The sequence below is a fragment of the Nonomuraea aridisoli genome (genome assembly GCF_003236395.1).
Classification (GTDB): domain Bacteria; phylum Actinomycetota; class Actinomycetes; order Streptosporangiales; family Streptosporangiaceae; genus Nonomuraea; species Nonomuraea aridisoli.
The window spans coordinates 1-16,048 of the sequence record NZ_POUD01000221.1; the positions used below are offsets into that span (position 1 = coordinate 1).

The 16,048-nt window shown below is 69.9% G+C and carries 17 protein-coding genes, 2 tRNA genes, 1 rRNA gene and 1 pseudogene; 6 read left to right on the top strand and 15 right to left on the bottom strand.

Annotation, left to right across the window (positions count from 1 at the left end):
• Positions 1–88, bottom strand: a 16S ribosomal RNA gene (locus C1J01_RS35790); the annotation flags it as partial.
• Positions 89–670: 582 nt separating this feature from the next.
• Between C1J01_RS35790 and C1J01_RS35795 the strand changes: the two genes are divergently transcribed.
• Positions 671–1,069, top strand: coding sequence for a hypothetical protein (locus C1J01_RS35795; protein WP_111183402.1), 399 nt, complete (start codon positions 671–673; stop codon positions 1,067–1,069).
• Positions 1,070–1,136: 67 nt separating this feature from the next.
• Positions 1,137–1,343 (top strand): hypothetical protein, encoded by a 207-nt coding sequence (locus tag C1J01_RS35800; RefSeq protein ID WP_111183403.1) that lies wholly within the window; start codon positions 1,137–1,139, stop codon positions 1,341–1,343.
• Positions 1,344–1,351: 8 nt separating this feature from the next.
• Here the strand turns inward: C1J01_RS35800 and C1J01_RS35805 are convergent, their stop codons facing one another.
• The 8 genes from C1J01_RS35805 to C1J01_RS35840 all read right to left on the bottom strand — a co-directional run bounded on the left by C1J01_RS35805 (position 1,352) and on the right by C1J01_RS35840 (position 8,675).
• On the bottom strand, positions 1,352–2,023 hold the full coding sequence (locus C1J01_RS35805) for a response regulator (RefSeq protein ID WP_111183404.1): 672 nt from the start codon (positions 2,021–2,023) through the stop codon (positions 1,352–1,354).
• A 62-nt stretch (positions 2,024–2,085) separates the two neighbouring features.
• A complete protein-coding gene (locus tag C1J01_RS35810; RefSeq protein ID WP_111183405.1) occupies positions 2,086–2,553 on the bottom strand; it encodes a group II truncated hemoglobin in 468 nt (155 codons plus the stop codon).
• A gap of 95 nt (positions 2,554–2,648) precedes the next feature.
• Positions 2,649–2,725: transfer RNA gene (locus tag C1J01_RS35815), tRNA-Met, on the bottom strand.
• Positions 2,726–2,833: 108 nt separating this feature from the next.
• A tRNA-Met gene (locus tag C1J01_RS35820) sits at positions 2,834–2,910 on the bottom strand.
• 56 nt (positions 2,911–2,966) lie between these two features.
• Positions 2,967–5,969, bottom strand: coding sequence for a UPF0182 family membrane protein (locus C1J01_RS35825; protein ID WP_111183406.1), 3,003 nt, complete (start codon positions 5,967–5,969; stop codon positions 2,967–2,969).
• A 129-nt stretch (positions 5,970–6,098) separates the two neighbouring features.
• Positions 6,099–7,145 (bottom strand): YlbL family protein, encoded by a 1,047-nt coding sequence (locus tag C1J01_RS35830; RefSeq protein ID WP_111183407.1) that lies wholly within the window; start codon positions 7,143–7,145, stop codon positions 6,099–6,101.
• Positions 7,146–7,155: 10 nt separating this feature from the next.
• A complete protein-coding gene (locus C1J01_RS35835; RefSeq protein ID WP_111183408.1) occupies positions 7,156–7,581 on the bottom strand; it encodes a molybdenum cofactor biosynthesis protein MoaE in 426 nt (141 codons plus the stop codon).
• A gap of 17 nt (positions 7,582–7,598) precedes the next feature.
• The gene (locus tag C1J01_RS35840) at positions 7,599–8,675 is read right to left on the bottom strand and encodes an NAD-dependent epimerase/dehydratase family protein (protein WP_111183416.1); all 1,077 of its coding nucleotides are present in this window, start codon (positions 8,673–8,675) and stop codon (positions 7,599–7,601) included.
• A 130-nt stretch (positions 8,676–8,805) separates the two neighbouring features.
• Here C1J01_RS35840 and C1J01_RS35845 point away from each other — a divergent pair, with 130 nt between their 5' ends.
• From C1J01_RS35845 to C1J01_RS35855, 3 genes are read left to right on the top strand one after another with little or no spacing between them, the layout of a single operon-like run.
• Positions 8,806–10,014 (top strand): zinc-dependent metalloprotease, encoded by a 1,209-nt coding sequence (locus C1J01_RS35845; RefSeq protein WP_111183417.1) that lies wholly within the window; start codon positions 8,806–8,808, stop codon positions 10,012–10,014.
• Positions 10,011–10,565: an NUDIX hydrolase gene (locus tag C1J01_RS35850; protein WP_111183409.1), complete on the top strand. Its 555-nt coding sequence runs from the start codon at positions 10,011–10,013 to the stop codon at positions 10,563–10,565. The genes C1J01_RS35845 and C1J01_RS35850 overlap by 4 nt, the downstream gene beginning before the upstream one ends.
• A gap of 34 nt (positions 10,566–10,599) precedes the next feature.
• Positions 10,600–11,583 (top strand): endonuclease/exonuclease/phosphatase family protein, encoded by a 984-nt coding sequence (locus C1J01_RS35855; RefSeq protein WP_111183410.1) that lies wholly within the window; start codon positions 10,600–10,602, stop codon positions 11,581–11,583.
• On the opposite strand, the gene C1J01_RS35860 is transcribed toward C1J01_RS35855, so the two are convergent.
• From C1J01_RS35860 to C1J01_RS52605, 6 genes and pseudogenes are all read right to left on the bottom strand, one after another.
• The gene (locus C1J01_RS35860) at positions 11,570–12,154 is read right to left on the bottom strand and encodes a DUF2064 domain-containing protein (RefSeq protein WP_111183411.1); all 585 of its coding nucleotides are present in this window, start codon (positions 12,152–12,154) and stop codon (positions 11,570–11,572) included. The genes C1J01_RS35855 and C1J01_RS35860 overlap by 14 nt on opposite strands.
• On the bottom strand, positions 12,151–12,666 hold the full coding sequence (locus tag C1J01_RS35865; RefSeq protein WP_181449146.1) for a M48 metallopeptidase family protein: 516 nt from the start codon (positions 12,664–12,666) through the stop codon (positions 12,151–12,153). The genes C1J01_RS35860 and C1J01_RS35865 overlap by 4 nt, the downstream gene beginning before the upstream one ends.
• A 67-nt stretch (positions 12,667–12,733) precedes the next feature.
• Positions 12,734–13,516: an enoyl-CoA hydratase/isomerase family protein gene (locus tag C1J01_RS35870; protein WP_111183413.1), complete on the bottom strand. Its 783-nt coding sequence runs from the start codon at positions 13,514–13,516 to the stop codon at positions 12,734–12,736.
• Positions 13,497–13,736 (bottom strand): hypothetical protein, encoded by a 240-nt coding sequence (locus C1J01_RS49275; RefSeq protein WP_146615844.1) that lies wholly within the window; start codon positions 13,734–13,736, stop codon positions 13,497–13,499. The genes C1J01_RS35870 and C1J01_RS49275 overlap by 20 nt, the downstream gene beginning before the upstream one ends.
• Positions 13,737–13,768: 32 nt before the next feature.
• Entirely contained in the window at positions 13,769–14,758 is a 990-nt protein-coding gene (locus C1J01_RS35875; protein WP_111183414.1) for a twin-arginine translocation signal domain-containing protein, read from the bottom strand.
• A gap of 11 nt (positions 14,759–14,769) precedes the next feature.
• Positions 14,770–14,973 (bottom strand): annotated as a pseudogene (locus C1J01_RS52605) (PH domain-containing protein); the annotation flags it as partial.
• A gap of 94 nt (positions 14,974–15,067) precedes the next feature.
• Between C1J01_RS52605 and C1J01_RS35885 the strand changes: the two are divergent.
• Positions 15,068–16,048, top strand: a 981-nt coding sequence (locus tag C1J01_RS35885) for a ThiF family adenylyltransferase (protein ID WP_328589708.1), incomplete at its 3' end; no start/stop codon positions are given.

The following is a 16,048-nucleotide window of genomic DNA, read 5'->3' on the forward strand; positions in this document are numbered from 1 at the left end:
AGTACCCCGAAGGGCCTTTCCGCTCGACTTGCATGTGTTAAGCACGCCGCCAGCGTTCGTCCTGAGCCAGGATCAAACTCTCCAAACAATGCTGTTGGAAACTTCGTCCAAGCAAAACCGTCAATCATTCTTGACGAGGTGTTGCATGAAAATCATGCACTGGCTTTTAACACACTGTTGAGTTCTCAAGAAACGGACGCGTACTTCCTCACCAGAACCACTCTCGTGATCCCCGCTCGGAGGCGTTCATTTCGTCTTTCGTTGTGTCTTAATTCTTTCAGCCGTTCAAGTTCCTGTCAAATTGACCGGACTTGCTCGATCTGCGGGAATTAAGCCCTGCCCCCTTTCGGAGACAACCCCTCTAACTTACCAGCCGTTCCGACGTGGTTCGTACCGTCAACGGACGAGCCTGAAGGTAGTGGGATTTGCCGGGCATCTTCGGGGCTGAGAAGCCCCGTTGATCGCCCTGCGGGAAGCAACTCTAGCAGCCTGACGCGCCTACCCAGGCCGTCACACGTAATCTCTGAGTCCTTCCCTCCCCTGGTGATCCTCAAACCTCTGCCACGAACGTCCATACGGCGGCGCCGGGACAAGCCGACGGCAAGTCATCCGCAATCGCCTCCCGGTACGAAGTACGTACGAGCAGACTGCGCTCTCGGAGGTATCCGCCATGACCCGCTCGGAGTTCGACGACATCCGCGCCTTCCTCGCCGACGACACCGCCGAGGCCGGCGACGTGCTGGCGGTCGCCCGGACCCTGGTCGACGACCTCGAGCACTCACATCTGCGCGAGGCGATCCTGCGTACCCACTATCTGCGGTTGCTGACGGCGGCGCGGGCCACGATGGCGGCCGAGCTGCTGGGGGCGCCCGACCCGCTGGCGTTCGTCCGGCATGAGTTGTCCACGCGCGGACAGTTGCCCGAGGACGGCGAGACGGCGGAGCGCATCCTCTCCGACGCCCGGGCGGCGGCCGAGTTGCTCGCCAGTCTGGAGAACCCTCCGCAGCGGCGTCCCCGGGAGCTTCGCCTGCGCCGATGCGTCAGCACGGGCCGGCGGCTCCCCCACTGATCTCGTTGGCGGGATGACAACTTCGGACATACCCCACCTTGGGTGACCAACTGTCAGACTTCCGCGTATGTTGCAGCGGGGGCTGAATTGGGCGGCAATCATCCTGGTCGGGATATTTGGCGTGTTGTGGGTCGGCGTGGTGATCTACGCGGACCACGGATCGTCCGTCTGGATGCGGATCGTTCAGGTCGTGTTCGGGGCCACGCTGCTGGGGTGGGCCGTGCAGAAGGCCGCCTGGATGGTCATGCACGGCATGCGGAACCACAGTGGCTGACGAGCGCTCTACCCCGGTTGGAACCGGTAGCCCATGCCCGGCTCCGTGAGCAGGTGGACCGGATGGGCCGGGTCGCGCTCGAGCTTGCGGCGCAACTGCGCCATGTACTGCCGTAGGTAGTGGGTCTCTTTGAGGTAGTTGCTTCCCCAGACCTCCGTGAGCAGCTGGCGCTGGGTGACCAGCTTGCCGGGGTTGCGCAGCAGGGTCTCCAGGAAGTGCCATTCCGTCGGCGTGAGGTGCACGCCTCCCGAGATGGTCTTGCTCGCGAGGTCGACGACGTGGTCGCCGACCCGTACGGTGGCGTTCTCCTCCTCCGGCTGCCCCATGCGGCGGGTCACCGCGCGCAGCCGCGCGAGCAGTTCGTCGATGCTGAACGGTTTCGTCACATAGTCGTCGGCGCCGGCGTCGAGCGCGTCGACCTTGTCAGTGCTGTCCGTACGTCCCGACAGCACGATGATCGGCACGGAGGTCCAGCCCCGCAGGCCCTCGATGACCTCCACCCCGTCGAGGTCGGGCAGCCCGAGATCGAGGATGATCAGGTCGGGATGCCACTCGGCGGCCAGGCGCAGCGCGGTGCCGCCGTCGGGGGCGACGGCGGCCTCGTAGTGCCGGGCGGCCAGGTTGATCCGTAGCGCGCGCAGCAGCTGCGGCTCGTCGTCGACCACGAGCACCCGCGTCATGCGCACCCCCGCGGAGTGCGCGTGCGGAGCCGGCCTCTGGGTCTGCCTCCCATTCCTCCAGATTACGGCTGGTACGGCGGCGCGACCCCCCAGCCCCAGCGCGGGACGGGGGCCTCGATCGGAGGCGTGGCGCCAGGCTGGGAGTTGTGCCGGGCCAGCCGGGTGCCCCATTCGATGTAGCCGGCGAACGCGGCCCTGAACTCGGGGTCGTCGGGAAGCCCGGCCTCGTCGGCCGCGTCCATGAGCAGGTCGACCCATCGGCGGCGCTGCGGTTCGGTGATCGCCTTGCCGAGGTGGTGGCGCAGCATGACGGTGTAACCGCCGCGCTCCTTGGTGTAGCGGTCGGGGCCGCCGAAGACCTCACTGAGCCACATCGCCACATGTTTCGGGTGGTCGGCGTCCATGTGCGCGAACAGCGGGCCGATCAGGTCGTCCTTCACCACGCTGCGGTAGAAGACCTCGGTCAGCCGCTCGAACGCCTCGGCGCCGCCGGCCCATGCGTACAGTGTCGGCACTGCGTCATCAGTCACGTAATCATGTAATCATCGCTGCGGGGAGCGGACAAGGGTCGTGGAAACGAAAAAGTCCCCGGCCGCCGGATGATCCGGTGGCCGGGGACTTTGCTTGGTAGCGGGGACAGGATTTGAACCTGCGACCTCTGGGTTATGAGCCCAGCGAGCTACCGAACTGCTCCACCCCGCGTCGGTGTGTTGCTTCTTAAGCATACAGGCCCGAGGGAGTGCTCTGACCATGGTCTTGCTTTCACGGGAAAGGCCCGGTCTCCGTCACCGGATCCCGGGCCCTTCATCGTGGTAGCGGGGGCAGGATTTGAACCTGCGACCTCTGGGTTATGAGCCCAGCGAGCTACCGAACTGCTCCACCCCGCGTCGTCGTGCTTTGCAAGCCTATCGGCGACAGCGGGGTGTGCGCAAACCCAATGCGGTTATGAGGTGCCCGTGGCTCCCGCCTGCGACCCTGTGGGCGCCGGTGACGGGTTGGCGGACGCGGGCGGCGTCGCAGGTGGCGGCGACGCCGGAGGCGTGGCAGGCGGTGTCGCCGGCGGGGTCGCCGGCGGCGTGCCGGTGGGCGACGGGCTGGGCGACGGCGGCGCCTGCTGCGCGTTCGCGCCCTCCAGCGCCCGCAGCGCCTCGTCCAGCCGCCGCTGGGCGTCGCCGTAGGCGTCCCAGTCGGGCGGGCTGGCCTGCAGGGCCTTCTGCGCGTCGTCGTACGCCTTCTTGGCGTTGGCGATCGCGGTGTTCAGCGCCGTGGCGGCCTGGTCGGGCCTGGCCTCGGTCTCCTGCTCCTCGGTGGGCTGCTGTTGCTGCTGCTCCTGCTCGGTGCCGAAGACCTGCTGGAGCGCCTCGTCCAGGGTGCGGCCGACGCCGATCTTGGAGCCGAACGACACCAGCACGCGCTGCAGGATCGGGTACGGCTCCTGACCGCCGCCCGCGGCCACCTGGATGTACACCGGCTCGATGTAGACCAGACCGCCCGCGTACGGGAGGGTCAGCAGGTTGCCGTAGCGGACCGACGAGGCGCCGACGCCGAGCAGGTTGAGCTCACCGGCGAACCGGCTTTGGAAGGCGTTCTGTGCCTGGCCGGGACCCGGGATGGGCGTGCTGGACGGCATCCGCAGGATGCGGATCTGTCCGTAGTTGCTGCCCGCCTGGGAGTTGACCGCCATGAACGCCGCCAGGTTGGGCCCCTGCCGCGGCACGAACGTGGTCGTCAGCGAGAACGTCGGCGTGCCGCCCGGCATCGTGGTGGTCAGGTAGTAGGGCGGCTGCTTGATGTTGCGGTCGCCCTGCGTCGGGTCGCCCGGGACGTTCCAGAAGTCCTGACCGCTGTAGAAGGCGGCCGGGTCGGTGATGTGGTAGCGCGACAGGGTGTAGCGCTGCACCTTGAACAGGTCTTCCGGGTAGCGGACGTGCTGGCGCAGGTCGGCGCTCATCTCCGTGGCCGGGCGGATGACGCCGGGGAAGGCGTTGCTCCAGGTCTTGAGCACCGGGTCCTTGTCGTCCCAGGCGTAGAGCCGGACCGTGCCGTCGTAGGCGTCGACCGTGGCCTTCACCGAGTTGCGCATGTAGTTGACGTGGTCGACCGGCTGCTGGGCGATCACCCGGCGGTCGGTGGACGTGTCGCGCGTCATCTCGCCCAGGCTCTCGCTCTGGGAGTACGGGTAGTCGTTGGACGTGGTGTAGCCGTCCACGATCCACTGGATGCGGCCGTCGACGATGGCCGGGTACGGGTTGCCGTCGAGGGTCAGGAACGGCGCGACCTTCTGGACCCTGTCACGCGGGTTGCGGACGTACAGGATCTTGGAGTTGTCGTTGATGTCGCCGGACAGGACGATGTTGGCCTCGCCGTACTTGGCGGCGTAGAGCATCCGGTTGAAGAACGAGCCCACGGGGACGCCGCCGGCGCCGGTGTAGGTGGTGTTCTTCTGGCCGGTGCCGCCGGTCTCCGGGTAGTCGAGCTCCTGCGGCTGCTGCGGGTTGCCGCCGGCGATCACGTAGTCGTCGCCGATCGAGCTCTCGCCGTAGTAGACGCGCGGTTCCTTGAGCTTGGTGCTCTCGACCAGCGGGCCGGTGACCGGCATGTCCTTCGCGTCGTAGGCGGGCAGACCGCTGGAGTCGACCTGGTTGCCGGGCGCGGCGACGAAGCCGTAGCCGTGGGTGTAGACGAGCGCCCGGTTGATCCAGTTGTTCTGGCCCTCGGGCGGGCCGGTCAGCTCACGGACGCCGACGATGTGGTCGATCAGCTTGCCGCTGCCGTCGGGGTAGCGGTCGACGTCGAGCGGGTCGGGGAAGCTGTAGAAGCCTCTGATCCGCTGCGTCTGCTCGTACGTCGAGGAGACCAGGCTCGGGTCGAGCAGGCGCACGCCGGACACCGAGGTGTCGCCGTTGGCCTGGACCTTCGTCGGGTCGGCCTGGGCGTTGTAGGTCTCGACCTTGGTGTTGTCGACGCCGTACGCCTCGCGGGTGGCCTGGATGTTGCGCTGGATGTACGGCGCTTCCTTGCCCTGCTGGTTGGGCTTGACCTGGAACTGCTCGACCAGCGCCGGGTAGACGCCGCCGATCAGGATGGCCGAGAGCACGAGCAGGCCGAAGGAGACGCCGGGCAGCATGCCGCCCGAGCGGAAGACGCCGGCGAAGAAGAGCGCGGCGCAGATCAGCGCGATGATCGCGAGGATGGTCTTGGCCGGCAGCACGGCGTTGACGTCGGTGTAGGACGCGCCGTGCACGAAGCCCCGGTCGGAGAAGACCAGGCCGAACCGGTCCATGAAGTACGCGATGGCCTTGAGCAGGACGAAGACGCCCAGCAGCACCGACAGGTGGATGCGGGCGGCCTTGGAGGCGTGCACGCCTGGCGACTGCAGGCGGAAACCGCCGTAGAGGTAGTGGGTGATCGCCGCCAGCGCGATCGAGATGATCACGGCGGTGAACAGGAAGTTCAGCACCATCCGGATGAACGGATAGTCGAACATGAAGAAGGAGATGTCGTAGCCGAACTGCGGGTCCTGCCTGCCGAACGGCGCACCGTTGACGAACTGCAGCCACGTCTGCCACTGCCCCGCGAACGAGGAGCCGGAGAAGAGCGCGAGCAGCCCCATGCCGACGATGAAGATCAGCTTGCGGTGGGGGTCGAGCGCCATGCGATAGCGGTCGGCGCCACTGCTGCCGCCGAACATCGCGGGCCCGAACATCGGCCGCGTACGGAAGGCCAGCAGCATGTTGCCGCCGGCGATGCCGACCATCAACGCCGCTCCGACGAGGAACAGCACGATCTGCGTCAGCAGCACGCCGGAGAAGACCGACGTGAAGCCGGTCGAGTCGAACCACAGATAGTCGGTATAAATGCCCGAGAAAAAGAAGAACAGGGCAACGATCACCACGAGGGCGATCACCACAGGAAGAAACAGTCGCGGTCGGCGGGGCAAGCGCATCGCCCTGCCGGCTCCTGGGGTCCGGAAGCTCAAGGCCAACCCCTCGTCGTAATGAAGAAACGGTCCGTGTCTGGCAACCTACACCGCTGTGCCAGCCCTACGACTAACGCACGGCGACCGCAGGAAGTTTCATCCGGCCTCACATGCGGGAACATTTCCGTTTCCCGTGCGCAGCGCGTCGAGCGCCTGGACGGCGCCGTGGAGCGTGTCGGCGCGTACGAGCCGCAGCCCGTCGGGCGCGGCGCGCATGGCCTCGGCGCAGTTGTCGGCGGGGGTCAGGAAGATCGTGGCACCCGACTCCTTGGCGCCGACCATCTTCTGCGCGATGCCGCCGATCGGGCCGACCTGGCCCGTCGAGTCGATGGTGCCGGTGCCGGCGATCTTCTTGCCGCCGGTCAGCTCGCCCGGTGTGAGCTTGTCGACGATGCCGAGCGAGAACATCAGCCCGGCGCTGGGCCCGCCGACGTCGCCCACGTTGATGTCGACGTCGAACGGGAACTGGTAGGCGGCCCTCATCTCCACGCCCACCAGGGCCTGCCCCTCCTCGCCGGCCACCGTCGGCACGGAGATCTCGAGCTTCTCCTGACCACGGGTGACGCCGAAGACCACGGTCTCGCCCGGCTTGTGCGCCTTGACCGTGTCGCCCACGACGTTGACGTCGCTCGCCGGCTTGCCGTCGACGGAGTCGATCACGTCTTCGGCGCGCAGCTTGCCGTCCGCTGGGCGGCCCTTCTGCGTGGTCGCGACGGTCACGACCATCTTGTAGGGGATCTTGAGCTCGTTGAGCGCGGCGGCGGTCGCGGTCTCCTGGGAGTTGCTCATCTCGACGGTGTTCTCCTCCTCGACCTCCTGGGCGGTGCGGTCGGGGGCGAAGATGGTCTCCTCGGGGACCACCGCGACGGAGGGGTCGATCCAGCCGCGCAGCGCCGTCAGCAAATCGATGCGGGCGTTGGGGCCGCCCTGGTAGGCGACCGTCACGAGACTCAGCGCGCCGCTGGTCGGATAGGTCTGGCGGTCCTTGATCGAGATGACCGGCTTCTTGTCGACCTCGCCGATGGTGTTCTCCGTCGGACCCGGGCTCAGCACGACGTACGGGACCGGCTGGAAGGCGCCGATCACCCCCAGCGCGAGCACGAGGAATCCCGCGATCAGCAGGGTGAGGGCGCGTCGTGACATGTCGAAGAGCTTATTCGCCGGCGCCGACCCACTCGGTCTCGCCGTCGGCGAACACCTGGTGCTTCCAGATCGGCACGTTGGCCTTGAGGTCGTCGATCAGCCGCCTGGCGGCCCGGAACGCCTCGTCGCGGTGGGGCGCGGCGACGGCGACGATGACGGCGGTGTCGCCGAGCTCGAGGTCGCCCACGCGGTGGACGGCGGCCAGCGCCGTCACGGGGAAGTCGGCGGCGACCTTCTCGGCCACCTGCCGCAGTTCGGCCTCCGCCGTCGGGTGCGCCGAGTAGGAGAGCCGGGTGACGGGCTTGCCGTGGTCCTGCTCGCGCACGGTGCCCACGAAGAACGTGGTGCCGCCTGCTGCGTGGTCGCCGACGGCGGCCAGCACTTCGTCCACGGAGAGCGGGGTGTCTCGTATGCCGAGCAACCGGATGACGTCCACGACAAAAAGCCTAACCTTTACTGGCGCCGCTTCTTACGAACCTGGCGGACGATCGCGGCGGTGCCGATGACGGCCACGGTGGCGCCGGCGGCGGTGAGGGTGGCCTCCTTGACGGGCAGGCGCCTGCCGACCACGGTCGTGCGGTTCTCGCCGCGCAGCTCGAGCAGCTGCTCGAGGGCGGCCTCATTGGTCCACGCCGGCTTCCATCCGGCCTCACGCAGGGTCGTGCAGTCGACCACCCACGGGTAGACGACGTAGTGCAGGTCGGTCGCGGGGGCCGGGGTGACGCCGAGGCGGTGCAGGCGCTGCGCCGTGCCGAACGTGAGCCCGGCCGGGAGCTCCAGGCTGCGGATGCCGGAGAGCTCCTCGACCTTCTCGTGGCCGATCCAGCCGTCGGAGCCGACCGCCACCACGCCGCTGACGTCGCCGCGGGCGGCCAGCTCGAGCGCCGAGAGCAGATCGTCGATGTGGCAGAACTGCCAGTGGGGGCTGCAGCCCTTGACGGTCAGGAGCCTGGGCGACTCGAAGTGGCGGGTGATCACCGTGTCGACGCCTGGCCCGACCACGGCGGCCGGGCGCAGCACCGTCACCTCCAGGCCGGGGTGGCTGCGCAGCGACCTGCGCGCCACGGCCTCGATCTCCAGGAAGTCGCCGACCACGCCGGTGTCGGGCTCGGCGGCCACCGGGGAGTCCTCGGGCAACGGCACCTCGTTGTCGGGGGCGGCGCCGTACACCATCGCGCTCGTCACCAGGACGACGCGGCGCACGCGGGCGGCGGCGCAGGCCGTGAGGACGGTCTGGGCGGCGCGCAGGTTGTACGCCCGCCGCTCGGCCGGGTCGGAGTCGACGGCGTAGTCACCGGCCAGATGGACCAGCACGTCGATGTCGGAGATCCGGTTCGCCAAGAGCGGATCCCGTACGTCGATCTCTCTCCAGGTGGCCTCCTGGATGTCGCCGCGCTGCTCGTCGATGGCCACCACTCTGCGGAAATCCGCGGAGGATACGAGCCTCGAGAGCAGCTCGCGGCCCAAGCCGGAGGCGGCTCCCGTCACGGCGACGACGGGTTGGCGCGGGCGTTTCGAGGTAGGCACCAGGTCCTCACTTTGCACTGATCCGCCGTAGGACGACTAACGTGGCGGATGTGGACTCCTCCATCCTGCACGAGGTAGAGCGGTGACTGACCTGCCAGGTCGCGAAAACGACCCCAACGAGAACCCGTTCGCCATGTTCGGCAACCCTGAGCAGATGGCTCAGGCGATGCGCCAGTTCGCCGACATGTTGTCGGCGCCTCAGGGTTCAGGCCCTGTCAACTGGGACATGGCCAAGAACATCGCCCGGCACTCCGTGGTCGCCCAGGGCGATCCGAGCGTCATGGAAGGCGAGCGCCGCCAGATCGTCGACGCGCTCAGTCTGGCCGACCTGTGGCTGAACGAGGCGACGACGCTGCCGAGCGGCGTGTCGAATCCGCAGGCCTGGAGTCGTTCCGAGTGGATCGAGAACACCATCCCGGTCTGGCGCAAGCTCTGCGAGCCGATCGCCGAGCGCATGGTCGAGACCATGGGCGGCGCACTCGGCGGATCCGGTCTGCCTCCGGAGGCCCAGCAGATGGCCGGGCCGCTGATGGGCATGCTGAAGCAGATGGGCGGCATGATGGTCGGCCAGCAGATCGGGCAGGCCATCGGCTCGCTGGCGCGCGAGGTGGTCGGCACGACCGACATCGGCGTGCCGCTGTCCGACCAGGCCGCGCTGCTGCCCGGCGGCATCGCCTCCTTCAGCGAGGGCCTGGAGACCCCGTCCGACGAGATCCGGCTCTACCTGGCGCTGCGTGAGGCGGCCCACCACCGGCTCTTCCAGCACGTTCCGTGGCTGCGCTCCCACCTGCTGGGCGCGGTCGAGGAGTACGCCAGGGGCATCACGGTCGACACCTCGGCGCTCGAAGAGCAGATCCGCGGCCTCGACCTCAACAACCCCGCGGCCATCCAGGAGGCGCTGAGCGGCGGCGGTCTGCTCAAGCCCGAGGAGACGGAGCGGCAGAAGGCCGCGCTGGCCCGGCTGGAGACGACGCTCGCCCTGGTCGAGGGGTGGGTGGCCACCGTGGTCGACCACGCCGCCGCGGGCAAGCTGCCCTCCGCGGGCGCGCTGGCGGAGACCGTACGCCGGCGGCGGGCGACCGGCGGGCCGGCCGAGCTGACGTTCGGCACGCTGGTCGGGCTGGAGCTGCGGCCGCGGCGGCTGCGCGAGGCCGCGGCGCTGTGGCGGGCGCTGGAGGAGGCGCGCGGCGTCGACGGGCGTGACGCGCTGTGGTCCCACCCCGACCTCATGCCGACGGCCGACGACCTCGACGACCCGCAGGCGTTCGTCCGCGGGGAGACGGCCTGGGACATCTCCCAGCTGGAGGCCAAGCCCGACGAGGGCGAGGGCGACAAGAGTTGAGCCTGCACGACGACGCGGTGGCCGTGTTGTCCGCCTGGGCGGCGCCGACTCCCGAGGAGGAGGCGCTCCGGGTGGAGTTCCTGGAGCATCTTCGGGCGCACGACGACGCGATGCTGCGCGAGTGCGTCCCCGGCCATCTGACGGCCACGACGGCCGTGCTGTCGCACGACGGCGCGCAGGTGCTGCTCACGCTGCACCCGAAGGCCAAGAGGTGGCTGCCGATGGGCGGTCACTGCGAGGTCTCCGACGCGTCCCTCGCGGCGGTCGCGCTGCGGGAGGCGTGGGAGGAGTCGGGGATCTCCGGGCTGGAGCTGCTGCCCGGGCCGCTCGCGGTCGACAAGCACTCCGTGTGGTGCCATCCGCCGCAGTGCTGGCATCTCGACGTCGAGTACGCGGCGGTGGCGCCGCCCGGGGCCACGGCCGTGATCAGTGACGAGTCGCTCGACCTGCGCTGGTACCCCGTCGACGAGATCCCGGAGCCGACCGACGAGGCCACGCGGCGGCTGGCGAAACGCGGGCAGGCCGTCATCGGCGCGCGGCCCCTTGGCTAGAGTCCACTTGCGTCGTTCCAAAAAGGGGGCCTGAGTGGAAACTTCTGCCGTTGGCGGCACGATCGTGACACCCGTCCGCAAACGCCGGAAGTTTCCCGCGACTCTCACGTGGCTGGCCGTGACGCCGTTCGCCGCCTGGGCGATCGCCCGGGTGGCGGGGCTGGAGCGCGGTTCGCTGCCGACGCAGCTCATGACCGCGACCCCGTACGCCGCGGCGGGCTCGCTCGTCCCCCTGCTGATCGCCGCGCTCGGGCGCCGGCGCGCCGCCACCGTCGTCGCGCTGCTGACCACGGCCGCGCTGGGGTTCAGCGTGCTGCCGAGGGCGTTCGGGACGGCGGACGCCGTGCAGGGCCGGGCGTTCCGGGTCATGACGCTCAACATGTTGTTCGGCCGGGCGGACGTCGCGACGGTCATGAAGCTCGTCCGGGAGTTCGACCCCGACGTGCTGAGCACGCAGGAGCTGACCCCGGACGCGGTCGCCGACCTCGACGCGGCCGGGCTCAAGACGCTGATGCCGCACCGCGTGCTGCAGGACGAGTGGAGCGCCACCGGAAGCGGGTTGTTCTCCAAACACCCGCTCGAGCCTCTCTCGAACTGGACGCCCCCGCCGGGTCACCGCATGCCCGCCGCGGTGGTGCTGCTGCCCGGGGGCGAGCCGATCGAGTTCATCGACGCTCATCCGTACCCGCCGCTGGGCCCGCAGGTCAGCGACTGGAACGCGGCGCTGGCGGCGCTCCCTTCGGCCTCGCCCCAGCGGGTCCGCGTCATCGCCGGCGACTTCAACGCCTCGCTCGACCACGCCGCCCTGCGCGGGCTGCTGTCGCGCGGCTACAAGGACGCCGCCGACCAGGTGGGCGCCGGTCTGATCCCGACCTGGCCGGCCAACAAGCCGGTGCCGCCGATCATCACGATCGACCACGTGCTGGTCGACCGGCGGGTCGGGGTGAAGGAGGTCAGCGTGCGGGACGTGCCGCGCACCGACCACCGGGCCGTGCTGGCCCGGCTCATCGTGCCCTGATCAGGGCCCTGGTGTTGTCCCAGCCCTCCAGACCCGGGTCGAGGCGGGCGACGTCGTCGGCGCTGCGCAGGCGGTGCCAGCCCGGGATCGTCGCGACCCTGCGCGGGCCGGGGGCCTGGGCGCGCAACGCGCCGACCACGTCGTCGGCGTCGAGGTCGGGCTCGGCCCATTCGGGCGCGGGCAGGGTGCAGGCGAGGGCCACGGCTCCGCCGTTCTCCGCCGGGCAGACCGTGATCTCGGCCCTGCCCAGCTCCCTGAACAGCTTGCCGACCAGCAGCGGCGGCAGGTCGGGGGCGTCGGCGCCGATCACGGCCGCCTGGTCGGCGTGCAGGCGGCCGAGCACGGCCGTCAGCGGCTCGGCGTCGTCGACGGTGATGGTCTCGGTGCCGGGCCAGACGATGTCCTCGAGGCCGGGCACGCTCGTGACCAGGACCGGCGTGACCAGGTCGAGGCCGGCGACCATCTCGTAGGTGTCCTCGGCGATCGCGGCGAGGAACGTGTCGGGGTCGACTCCCGGGGGCGCGGCCCGCGCCATGGTGCCGCGTACGAGGACGGCGACGACGCGCTTCAACACTCCTCCGGCGCCGTGTGGGCGGCGGCCGAGAAGCCTTCGAGGAACCCGCGGGCCCGCTCGGCCTTCGGATACTGCTCCACCAGCTTCCAGAACTTCGGCCCGTGGCTCGGCACCAGCAGGTGAGCGAGCTCGTGGATGATCACATAGTTGATCACCCATTCGGGCAGGCCCTTGAGCCTGGTGGAGATGCGGATCGTGCCGTTGTCCGGGGTGCAGGAGCCCCAGCGGTGCTGCTGGTTGTCGACCCAGCGCACGCTCGCGGGATCGGCCTCACCGCCCAGGTATCTGGCCGACAACTCCCTGGCCCGCTCCAGCAGGGCCTCGTCTGTGGGCCTTCGCCGGCGTTCCTTGGCGGCCAGCCGATCGAGCATCCGGCTCACCCATTCATCCGCGTCTTCACCGCTCAGCCAGGCGGGCAGGAGCACGATCGTCTTGTCGCCGTCGCGGTAGGCGGAAACCGTACGCCGGCGACGAGAACTACGACGGACCTCGACTGTCTCGGGGGGCACATATGCACGGTAGCCGAGACTGACGAAATTCCACAGGGGGCGGACGTTGTTTCTGCTGGTCAGATGATTAAGAGCCGGTGAATTTGGGAACGCGCCTTTCCCGATGTGCGGCCAGACCCTCGATCATGTCGGCGGAGGCCATGGTCACGGGCTGGGCCAGGGATTCCCACCGCAGCGCGGCTTCCAGGTCTTGATGGTCTTGGTTCAGGGCTACTTTGGTGAGCCTTGTGGCAATGGGTGCGTTCTGGGCGATCTTCGTGGCGATGTCCCGGACGTGCGACATAAGGTCATTTCTGGGGAAAGATTGATTTACTAGACCTTTAACATCCGCTTCCGTTCCGGACAGGATCCGGCCCGTCAGGAGCATCTCGCGCGCCAGCCCGGCCCCCGCCCGCCGGGGCAGCAGGTACGTGGCCGCCATCCCCGGGTGCAGCCCCAGCGACGTGAACGGGGCCAGCAGCTTGGCGTCGTCGGCGGCGTACACGAGGTCGCAGGCCAGCGCCAGGCACAGGCCGGCCCCGACGGCGGGGCCGTTGACGGCGGCGATCGTGGGGATCTCGAGCTCGGTGATCGCGAGCCAGTCGCGGTAGAAGGCGAGCATGCGGTCGCGGAGCCGAGGGACGGGCTCGGCGCCGCGTTCGCCGAGCCAGGACAGGTCGCCGCCGGAGGAGAACGCGCTGCCGGCCCCGGTGACGACGAGGCACCTGGCCTCGCGGTCGGCGGCGAGCTCGGCCATGACGGCGCGCCAGCGGGCGGTCATGGCGTCGGTCATGGAGTTGCGGAGGTCGGGGCGGTTGAGGGTGAGGAGGACCACGCCGTCGTCCGTACGGTCAACCAAGATCTCGTCCATGCCCGGAAGCGTAACCCTGCGGACTCCGCCCGTCCCAGGGCCGTCCGGTCAGGAACGGGGCGAGCAACCCCGGCACCGCGTTCTCCGCGAACCGCAGCCCCTCGCCCATCAGCACGTCCTTCACGTGGTACGCGCCCCGCCCGCCTGGCGTGGTGGCGGTGACCCGGCACAACGTCGAGCGGCGGTGCCAGGCCCACTGGGTGACCGTCCAGCCGATCACGCCGCCGCGCCTCAGCGCGATCGTGCGGCGCTTCAGGCTGCCGTGCCGCGCGACCAGGTAGCCTCCCGTGATGCCATGGCCCCAGGTTGCGGTAGCCGTCGCGGGCGAACAGCAGGCCGCCGGGCCCACACCGCGAGCGCGCAGATCCAGCCGGCGTGCACCAGCGCCGGCCACAGCCACAGCCCGAGACCGGCCAGCGCACCGCCGAGGCCCGCACCGGCGAGGAACGCCCGCCTGATCCGCCGTGCCAGGGCGTGCCGCGTGTGCGGGACGAGGCTCACCGTCCGCCCCGGGTTCTCGTCCTCGTGCAGGACCTCGGCGGCCACCCAGTGCGACTCGACGATCGGGGCGGGCGGGAGCAGCGCGCTGGTGTTGAACGTGCTGCTCTCCTCCTCGGCGCCGCGCGCGCCCGTCGCCACGGCGTAGGTGTAGGCGCCGCCGCCGAGCCGCAGCATCAGCGGCTCCGCGACCTCCACGCCGTGCAGCCGTTCCTCCTCCAGCGTCGCCGACCGGGTGACGAACAGGCCCCGCGAGGCCCGCAGCCCGCCGGACGGCTCTCGGACCAGCCGGAAGCCCCACCAGGTCTCGGCGTACCAGCCGAGCGCGCCGAGCGCGCCCACCAGCAGCAGGCCCACCAGCGCCAGCACGCTCACGACGAGCAGATCCGCCTCGCCCAGCCGGTCGATCAGGTACGGGATGAGCACGTGGTCGGGGTCGTAGCCGAGGATGTCGAGGGTTTCGTACGTCGCGCCCAGCGCGCTGAGGCCCAGCACCGGCGAGGCGAAGGACAGCGGCCCGAACCTCAGCCACCGCCGGTCGAAGCGGGCGATCGTCTCGTCCGCCGTCTGGTCCGCCGTCTCGTCCGCCGTCCCGTCCGGGCCGTCGCGCCGGACCAGGCTGAAGCGCAGGGTCTGCGCATCCGCCCGGCGCAGGGCGTTCAGCGACACGACCGCCGTCTTGGCGGAGCCCTCCCGGTGTCCCGTGCCGACACGCACGACGGCCAGGCGCAGCAGGCGGTGCAACGGGTCCGCGGTCAGATCGAATGCGCCAGGCCGTGGTCCAGGCCCTCGATCCGCAGCGGGCCGGCCGCCGACGCCGTGGTGACCACCACCGTGGACAGGCCGAACAGTTGTTGCAACGGCCCCCGTACCGTGTCGACCGTCTGGATGCGGGTCATCGGCGCGACCCGCCACTGCTGACGCACCCATCCGGCGCGGGTGTACACCGCGTTCTCCGTGGACTGTCCACAGGCACGCTGGGAAGATGAGAGTTGTCCACAGGCGGCGGCGAAGTCGCTCGGGATCTTGCTTCGGCGTGAAATCTTTCCCGCCATGAGGCCACGTCTGAAGCCGTCCCTCCGGCGCATCGCTCGGGACGAGCGCACCCTGCAGTACGGCGTCCACCCCCAGCGGTCCGTCATGTTGAGCGGCCTGACCAGGAAGATCCGGGAGTGGGTGGAAGCCCTCGACGGCACCCGCGATCTGGAGACCGTCCTGCGCGAGGCCGCCCGGGCCGGTCTCGACGAGGCTCGTGCCCGTTCGCTGCTCGACCAGCTGGCCGCGCAGGGCGTGCTCCACGACGCCGCCGCAGGCCCCGGCTGCCTGCGCGACCTGCCGCTCTCCGAGAGAGACCGGCTGAAGCCGGACCTCGACGCGCTCGACATCGCCTCCACCGCTCCCGACGGCATGTTCACGCTGTTCGAACGGCGCAGACGGGCACGGGTGCGGGTGTACGGCGCGGGGCGCGTCGGGGCGCAGGTCGTCGCCCTGCTGGCCGCGTCCGGGGTGGGCACCATCCGGGTGATCGATCCCGGCATCGCGCAGGCCCGTGACATCACGCCCGGCGGCCTGACCTGGGCGGAGGTCGGCATGTCGCGCGAGGCCGGCGCGGTGGCCGTGGCCAGGCGGCTCACCTCAGGCGGCCCGCCGCCTGTCATCGACCCCGGTGCCGACGACGCGCGTGCCGTTGGCGCTGGTGAGCGAAGGCCGCCGTCCCGCGCCACGCCACCACGGGCCGCCGCGGCGAAACCCGGCCCGCCTCGCACCACTGACACCGTGACCGGCCTCCCCCGTGCGGTGCCGCCGCAGAGCGATGCGGCTCGCCGTGATGCCAAGGGGGGTGTGGCGACAACCGGTGGCGCCAGTGGCGTCGCGGGGGCGCGCGGCGTCCAACGTGATCGAGGACCGGATGGGGGTGCGCCACCGGCCGATGGCAGGCGGGTTGCGGGTGCGCGGCTCGCCAGCGGAGAGGCTGAAGGTGCACAGCCCGTCAGCGGAGGGGCAGAGGGTGGGCGGCCTGATGGCGGGCGGCGT